Annotated in this window: 1 protein-coding gene; it reads right to left on the bottom strand. The window is 64.9% G+C overall.

Going from position 1 to position 1,212, the window contains the following annotated elements:
- Positions 1 to 203: 203 nt before the first annotated feature.
- Positions 204 to 845 carry a nucleotidyltransferase domain-containing protein gene (locus ACIRRH_RS43945; protein ID WP_403079111.1) on the bottom strand — a complete coding sequence of 214 codons (642 nt, stop codon included), beginning with the start codon at positions 843 to 845 and terminating at the stop codon, positions 204 to 206.
- Between the last annotated feature and the right edge of the window lie 367 nt (positions 846 to 1,212).

The raw sequence follows: 1,212 nt of genomic DNA, 5'->3' as shown, positions 1-1,212 counted from the left end.
TCAGTTGCGCTCGCGTCACACACCACGGTCTACCGGATCAGGACCCGCCGCGAAGGTGAATCACACAGATTGATCACGACCGAATACGTGCCCTAATGTGAGGCCCCGAAGCCCACGCATCCGATGACCTACTGGCGGACGCTCCAAGTACGAGGGCCTGTTCGAACTCGTGCGCTTCAGCCGGAACCCGAGGGTAGCGTGGGCTACAGGTCCGCGAGCCAAGGATGACCCGGGTGCGCACAGGCGAGCAGCTCGGCCAAGGTCTCGCGCTGGGCCGAGGTCATGTGTGGGACGGTCGTGTCGAAGTCCGCTTGATCCTTTCGGCGGGTGTGCTTGGCCTTGAACAGCAGGATCAGTTCGGGTGCCAGATACGGGATGCCGTCCCGGGTGTGGTGGACGATGTCGCTGTAGGGAAGCCGGATCCTCTCGTCGCGTCGGCAGATCCAGGTGTCGCCGTCGTGCGGTTCGCGGAACACGTCGAGCAGGTAGCTTCCGGTGGCCGGATCGCGCAGCCACGTCTGGTGGACGGCGGCCAGCGCCTCCGGTGTGGCGTCCTCCCAGATCCGGCCGCTGCCTGCCGCGTCGAAGACGTATCCGGGGAATCGGCGGCGGACCTCGGGAAAGCTCGCGGCCGGAACCGCGATCTCGATGTCCCCATGCGCGCGCGTCTGCGTTCCACGGAACAGGTCCAGCGCCCAGCCCGCGGCCACGTACCAGGGAGTGCCGAGCCCGGCCAACCGCTGAGCGACCTCACTCGGGGTCCAGCAGGATGACCATCTGGCGTGGAGGGCTTCGATCTCGTCGGGTGACAGCTCGATGCCGCCGCCGGGCAGTTGCTCGCTCACCACAGGAATCTATCAGCGGACTCGAAGACCCCTGGCCGTGATCGATCGGGGAGACCGGCGGCATCTGGAGCCGTGCACCGCTGGCGGTCACCCGAGGTCACCAGCCCGGTTGGAGTCTTCGGAGAACCGGCGACATCCGTCTCCTGGTGAACGACCACCTCGCCCGCCGGCCGCCGGTTTCGGTGAGCCTCAAGCAGACAGCGCGATGAGCCGGAAGCACACGATGGTGCCCGGCTCATTCGCGTCATTCGTCTTTCTTTGCAGTTTTCTATTTTTGGTTGTTGAGGTGGTGGTGGAGGTTGGTGAGGGCGTTTTGGGTGGCGGTGGTGTGTTTGGTGGTGAGGTTGGTGAGTTTGTTGAGGAGTTT

It is taken from the genome of Kitasatospora sp. NPDC101235, assembly GCF_044767505.1.
Taxonomy (GTDB): domain Bacteria; phylum Actinomycetota; class Actinomycetes; order Streptomycetales; family Streptomycetaceae; genus Kitasatospora.
Note: the sequence above shows the minus strand (reverse complement) of the source record. Positions and strands in the feature narration are given on the sequence as shown.